Here is a 4,594-nt window from a genome sequence, read left to right as displayed (position 1 = left end):
CGGTCGCGGCGCTCCGCCAGCTCGGCCACTGGCTCGGCCAGGCGTCGGCGTCGCTTGCGGCGGTGCTCGACCCGCAGCGCTTCGTCTTCGGCGGAGGCGTGGCCGTGGCGGGGGAACTGCTGCTGGCTCCCATCCGCGAGGCGTTCTTCGAGCACCTCCCGGCGCGCGGCTACCACCCCGAGCCCGACTTCGTGATCGCCGAGCTCGTCAACGACGCCGGGGTGGTCGGCGCGGCCGACCTCGCACGCGTGTGGGTGCAGGAACACGCCTGAGGCGCCCGGCGCTAGGCTGAAGCGTTCGTCCACCCGGGAGGGGAGTCCGCCGGTGTTCTACTGGGTCATGAAGCACATCGTGATCGGCCCGATCCTCCTCGCGATCTTCCGGCCCTGGGTCGTCGGTCTCGAGCACGTGCCCAAGGAGGGCGCGGTGGTGCTCGCGAGCAACCACCTCTCGTTCATCGATTCGATCTTCCTTCCGCTCGTCGTCGACCGGCCGGTGGTGTTCCTCGCGAAGAGCGAGTACTTCACCGGCAAGGGCCTCAAGGGCTGGGCGACGAAGACGTTCTTCCAGGCGGCGGGGCAGCTGCCCATCGACCGCTCAGGGGGCAAGGCATCGGAGGCGTCGCTGCTGACGGGACTTCGCGTGCTCGGCGACGGCGGCATCCTCGGCATCTATCCCGAGGGCACCCGCAGCCCCGATGCGCGGCTCTACCGCGGTCGCACCGGGGTGGCGCGGATGGTGCTCGAGGCGGGCGTGCCGGTGCTGCCGGTCGCGATGATCGGCACCGAGAAGGTCATGCCGATCGGCACGAGGCTCCCGAAGATCCGGCGGATCGGCATCATCATCGGCGAGCCGCTCGACTTCACCCGGTTCGAGGGCCTCGAGGGCGACCGCTTCGTGTTGCGCTCCGTGACGGACGAGCTCGTCTACGAACTCCGGGCGCTGAGCGGCCAGCAGTACGTCGACGTCTACGCGAGCTCCGTGCGGGAGCAACGCGCGACCACCTCGGGGTAGGCTCGATGCAGCGGCGGCGCGACGTGCGGCGCCGCGTTCCCATTCCCGGCGCACCGCGCCCCGAACCCCTCAGGACACTTCCGTGGTACAGCTCGTCGAGCCCGTCGTCAGTGCAGATCCCTCCGTGATCGACGGCCTCGACTATTGGCGCACCCTGCCGATCAAGCAGCAGCCGCAGTGGCCCGACGCCGAGGCCGCGCACGCGGCATCCGCTGAGCTCGCGACCCTGCCGCCACTGGTGTTCGCCGGCGAGGTGGACATGCTGCGCACCCGGCTCGCCGCCGCGTCCCGCGGCGAGGCGTTCCTCCTGCAGGGCGGCGACTGCGCCGAGACGTTCGCGGGAGCGACCGCCGACCAGATCCGCAACCGCGTGAAGACCGTGCTGCAGATGGCCGTGGTGCTCACGTACGGCGCGTCGATGCCGGTCGTGAAGATGGGCCGCATGGCGGGCCAGTTCGCGAAGCCCCGGTCGAGCGACACCGAGACGCGGGGCGACGTGACGCTGCCGGCGTACCGTGGCGACATCGTCAACGGCTACGACTTCACGCCCGAGTCCCGCGCGGCCGACCCGGCGCGGCTGGTGCGCGGGTACCACATGGCCGCCTCGACGTTGAACCTCATCCGCGCATTCACCACGGGCGGGTTCGCCGACCTGCGGCAGGTCCACTCGTGGAACCAGGGCTTCTCGGTGAACCCCGCGAACGCCCGCTACGAGTCGCTGGCGCGCGAGATCGATCGGGCCATCAAGTTCATGGAGGCGTGCGGCGCCGACTTCGAGGCGCTGAAGCACACCGAGTTCTACACGGGCCACGAGGGCCTGCTCATGGACTACGAGCGGCCGATGACGCGCATCGACTCCCGCACGGGCACGCCGTACGACACGTCGAGCCACTTCATCTGGATCGGGGAGCGCACGCGCGACCTCGACGGCGCGCACGTCGACTTCCTGTCGCGCGTCCGCAATCCGATCGGCGTGAAGCTCGGCCCGTCGACCACGCCTGAGACGATGCTCGAGCTCGTCGAGAAGCTCGATCCCGATCGCGAGCCCGGGCGCCTCACGTTCATCACGCGCATGGGCGCCGGCAAGATCCGCGATGCGCTGCCCCCGCTGCTCGAGGCCATCAAGCGCAGCGACGCCAACCCGCTGTGGGTCACCGACCCGATGCACGGCAACGGCATCACGACGCCGAACGGCTACAAGACCCGCCGCTTCGACGACGTGGTCGACGAGGTGCGGGGCTTCTTCGAGGCCCATCGCGCGGCCGGAACGTACCCGGGAGGCATCCACGTCGAGCTCACCGGCGATGATGTCACCGAGTGCCTCGGCGGCTCCGAGCACATCGATGAGGCGACCCTCGCGACGCGCTACGAGTCGCTGTGCGATCCTCGCCTGAACCACATGCAGTCGCTCGAGCTTGCGTTCCTCGTCGCCGAGGAGCTCACCGCCCGTTGAGCGGTCCGGCGTGGGGTGTCCCTCGGGGCGTCCCCACGTCGGCGCCGCTCGCGAGTGGACGGACCGGGGCGTGGCCGCGCTGCCGCAGTGCGAGCACGCCGGCGGCGATCGTGGCGATGACCACGAGCGACACGATGCCACCCATCGCGTAGAAGACCGCGGCATCGAAGTCGGTCGCCTCGTTGTAGTGGCTGGTCGTGCCGCGGAGCACCTGCATCTCGACGAGCGCGATCTCGGCGACGAGCGCGACCGTGATGACGGAGCTGAGCATGGCGAGCAGCCGGTCGTGGCCGCGCACGTACGACAGGATCCAGCGCAGCGTCAGCAGGAACACCGCGATCGAGAACGCGAACTTGGCGGGCTTGATCCAGGCGGGAGCGCCGGTGAGCACGGCTGGATCGACGATCAGGCCGACGACGGCGATCACGAACGCGACGGCGCTGAGACCGCCGCCGACCGCGAGCACGGCGCGCGCCCCCGCCGCGGTCGACGAGCGCGGCGAGGACAGACGGGGCGGAGTCGAGAGTGAAGTGGTCATGCCCCGATGCTCCGCGCGCGGCATCCGGCCGTCATCGCACCGCGGAACGCCTCGTTCTCGTACCACGGGACGAGGCGCGAACCCGTCCGATACGGTTTCGTTGAGGCGAGGCCGGGGCGATCGCCCGACCGAGTCGAAGGCGACGGCAGAGGCCAAGCCCAAGGCGCAGCCCGAGAGGAGCGACGCATGACGCGAGCTTCAGTCACGGCGGGTTCACGGGTCACCGACCTCGTCTACGCCGTCACCGCCCTCGTCGCCGCCGTCCTGGCCGTGGTCAACGCCCAATTCAACCCGGCGGTCGTGGTCGCCATGCTCATCGCCCTTGTGCCATGGGCACTCCTCGTCTTCGGCATCGAACTCCCCCTGCTCGCGTTCGCGGCCCTCGCGATCATCCCGGTCATCCCGGTCATCGCCCTCTCCGAGATCGGCGCAGCGCTCTTCCTCAGCCTGGCGGCCGCGAGCAGGCTCGCCAGCCGAACCGATGACTGGTGGCTGATCGGCTCGGTCACCGCCGTCATCATGGTGGTTCCATTCGTGCCCTTCCTGTTCGGGGTCGAGTGGGACGTGGGCGCGATCTACTTCGCGTTCGGCGGTGCGTTCGCCGTGCTCATCGGCGTACTCCTGCGGCGCGCGACGCGCTTGGCCGACGAACTGCGCGCCGCCGAAGGCGAGCTGGCGGATGCTGCGGCACGCGAGGAGCGGCATCGCATCGCGCGCGACGTGCACGACCTCGTGGCGCATTCGCTGACGGTCGTGGTGCTGCACGTGGGCGGTGCGCGTCGGGTGATCCGCTCGAATCCGGATGCCGCTGAGGCGGCCCTCATCGAAGCCGAGCGGGTGTCGCGCGAGAGCCTCGACGCCATTCGAGGCGCCGTCGGGATGCTGCGGGATGACGACGAGTCCGAGTGGGCATCCTTGGACCTCGAACGGCTCGTGACCACCTACCGTTCTGCCGGGCTGCCGGTCGAGTTGCGCATCGTCGGAACCCCCGAACCCCTGTCGCTGCCCATCCGGCTCACGCTCTACCGGGTCGTGCAGGAGGCGCTCGCCAACGCGGCGCGACACAGTGCGCCCGGGGCATCCGCTGCGGTACAGATCGCGATCGACGACCACGCCGTGATCGCCCGGGTCTCGAACCCGTTCACTCGAGCCGGCGCGACGGATGCCGCTACCGATCTCGCTCCCGACGGTTATGGGCTCGTCGGACTCCGCGAGCAGGCCGCCTCGCTCGGCGGCGAGCTCAGCGGCGGCCCCGAGGGCGGCTCGTGGGTCGTCGAGTGCCGCCTTCCCGTCGGAGGTGCCGCGTGACCGCGCCGCTTCGACTGCTGCTCGTCGACGACCAAGCGATGGTGCGGGCCGGTCTCGCGCTCATCCTCGGTGCCGAGCCCGACCTCGAGGTGGTCGCCGAGTGCGCCGACGGCACGGGCGTGCTGCCAGCGGTCCGCGCACATCGACCCGACCTCGTGCTGATGGACGTCCGGATGCCGCGGATGGACGGCCCCGAGGCGACGCGGCAGCTGGGCGCGGCATCCGACGCCCCGCCCGTGCTCGCGCTGACGACGTTCGACGACGACGCGGTGCTCTGGGGA

6 protein-coding genes are annotated in these 4,594 nt (G+C 70.5%); 5 read left to right on the top strand and 1 reads right to left on the bottom strand.

What is annotated here, in order from left to right:
- The 3 genes from GH736_RS17730 to GH736_RS17720 form a co-directional block, all read left to right on the top strand.
- Positions 1-272 (top strand): ROK family protein (locus GH736_RS17730; protein WP_159605679.1); only part of this gene is annotated, 272 nt, incomplete at its 5' end.
- A 52-nt stretch (positions 273-324) separates the two neighbouring features.
- Positions 325-1,014 (top strand): lysophospholipid acyltransferase family protein, encoded by a 690-nt coding sequence (locus GH736_RS17725; RefSeq protein WP_159605677.1) that lies wholly within the window; start codon positions 325-327, stop codon positions 1,012-1,014.
- Positions 1,015-1,096: 82 nt separating this feature from the next.
- On the top strand, positions 1,097-2,467 hold the full coding sequence (locus GH736_RS17720) for a class II 3-deoxy-7-phosphoheptulonate synthase (protein ID WP_407922365.1): 1,371 nt from the start codon (positions 1,097-1,099) through the stop codon (positions 2,465-2,467).
- Here the strand turns inward: GH736_RS17720 and GH736_RS17715 are convergent.
- Positions 2,454-3,005 (bottom strand): hypothetical protein, encoded by a 552-nt coding sequence (locus GH736_RS17715; protein WP_159605675.1) that lies wholly within the window; start codon positions 3,003-3,005, stop codon positions 2,454-2,456. The two genes, GH736_RS17720 and GH736_RS17715, sit on opposite strands and share 14 nt — an antisense overlap.
- 186 nt (positions 3,006-3,191) lie before the next feature.
- Between GH736_RS17715 and GH736_RS17710 the strand changes: the two genes are divergently transcribed.
- Both GH736_RS17710 and GH736_RS17705 read left to right on the top strand, forming a co-directional pair.
- Positions 3,192-4,313: a sensor histidine kinase gene (locus GH736_RS17710; RefSeq protein ID WP_159605673.1), complete on the top strand. Its 1,122-nt coding sequence runs from the start codon at positions 3,192-3,194 to the stop codon at positions 4,311-4,313.
- On the top strand, positions 4,310-4,594 hold a 285-nt coding region (locus GH736_RS17705), incomplete at its 3' end, for a response regulator (protein WP_235934412.1). The genes GH736_RS17710 and GH736_RS17705, both read left to right, overlap by 4 nt.

The sequence above is a fragment of the Agromyces humi genome (assembly GCF_009720255.1).
GTDB classification, from domain to species: Bacteria; Actinomycetota; Actinomycetes; order Actinomycetales; family Microbacteriaceae; genus Agromyces; species Agromyces humi.
This window is presented reverse-complemented; position numbering and strand designations above follow the sequence as displayed.

Coding starts and splice junctions, on each gene's coding strand:
- GH736_RS17715 (WP_159605675.1), bottom strand. CDS start 3,005: ATGACCACTTCACTCTCGACTCCGCCCCGTCTGTCCTCGCCGCGCTCG.
- GH736_RS17710 (WP_159605673.1), top strand. CDS start 3,192: ATGACGCGAGCTTCAGTCACGGCGGGTTCACGGGTCACCGACCTCGTC.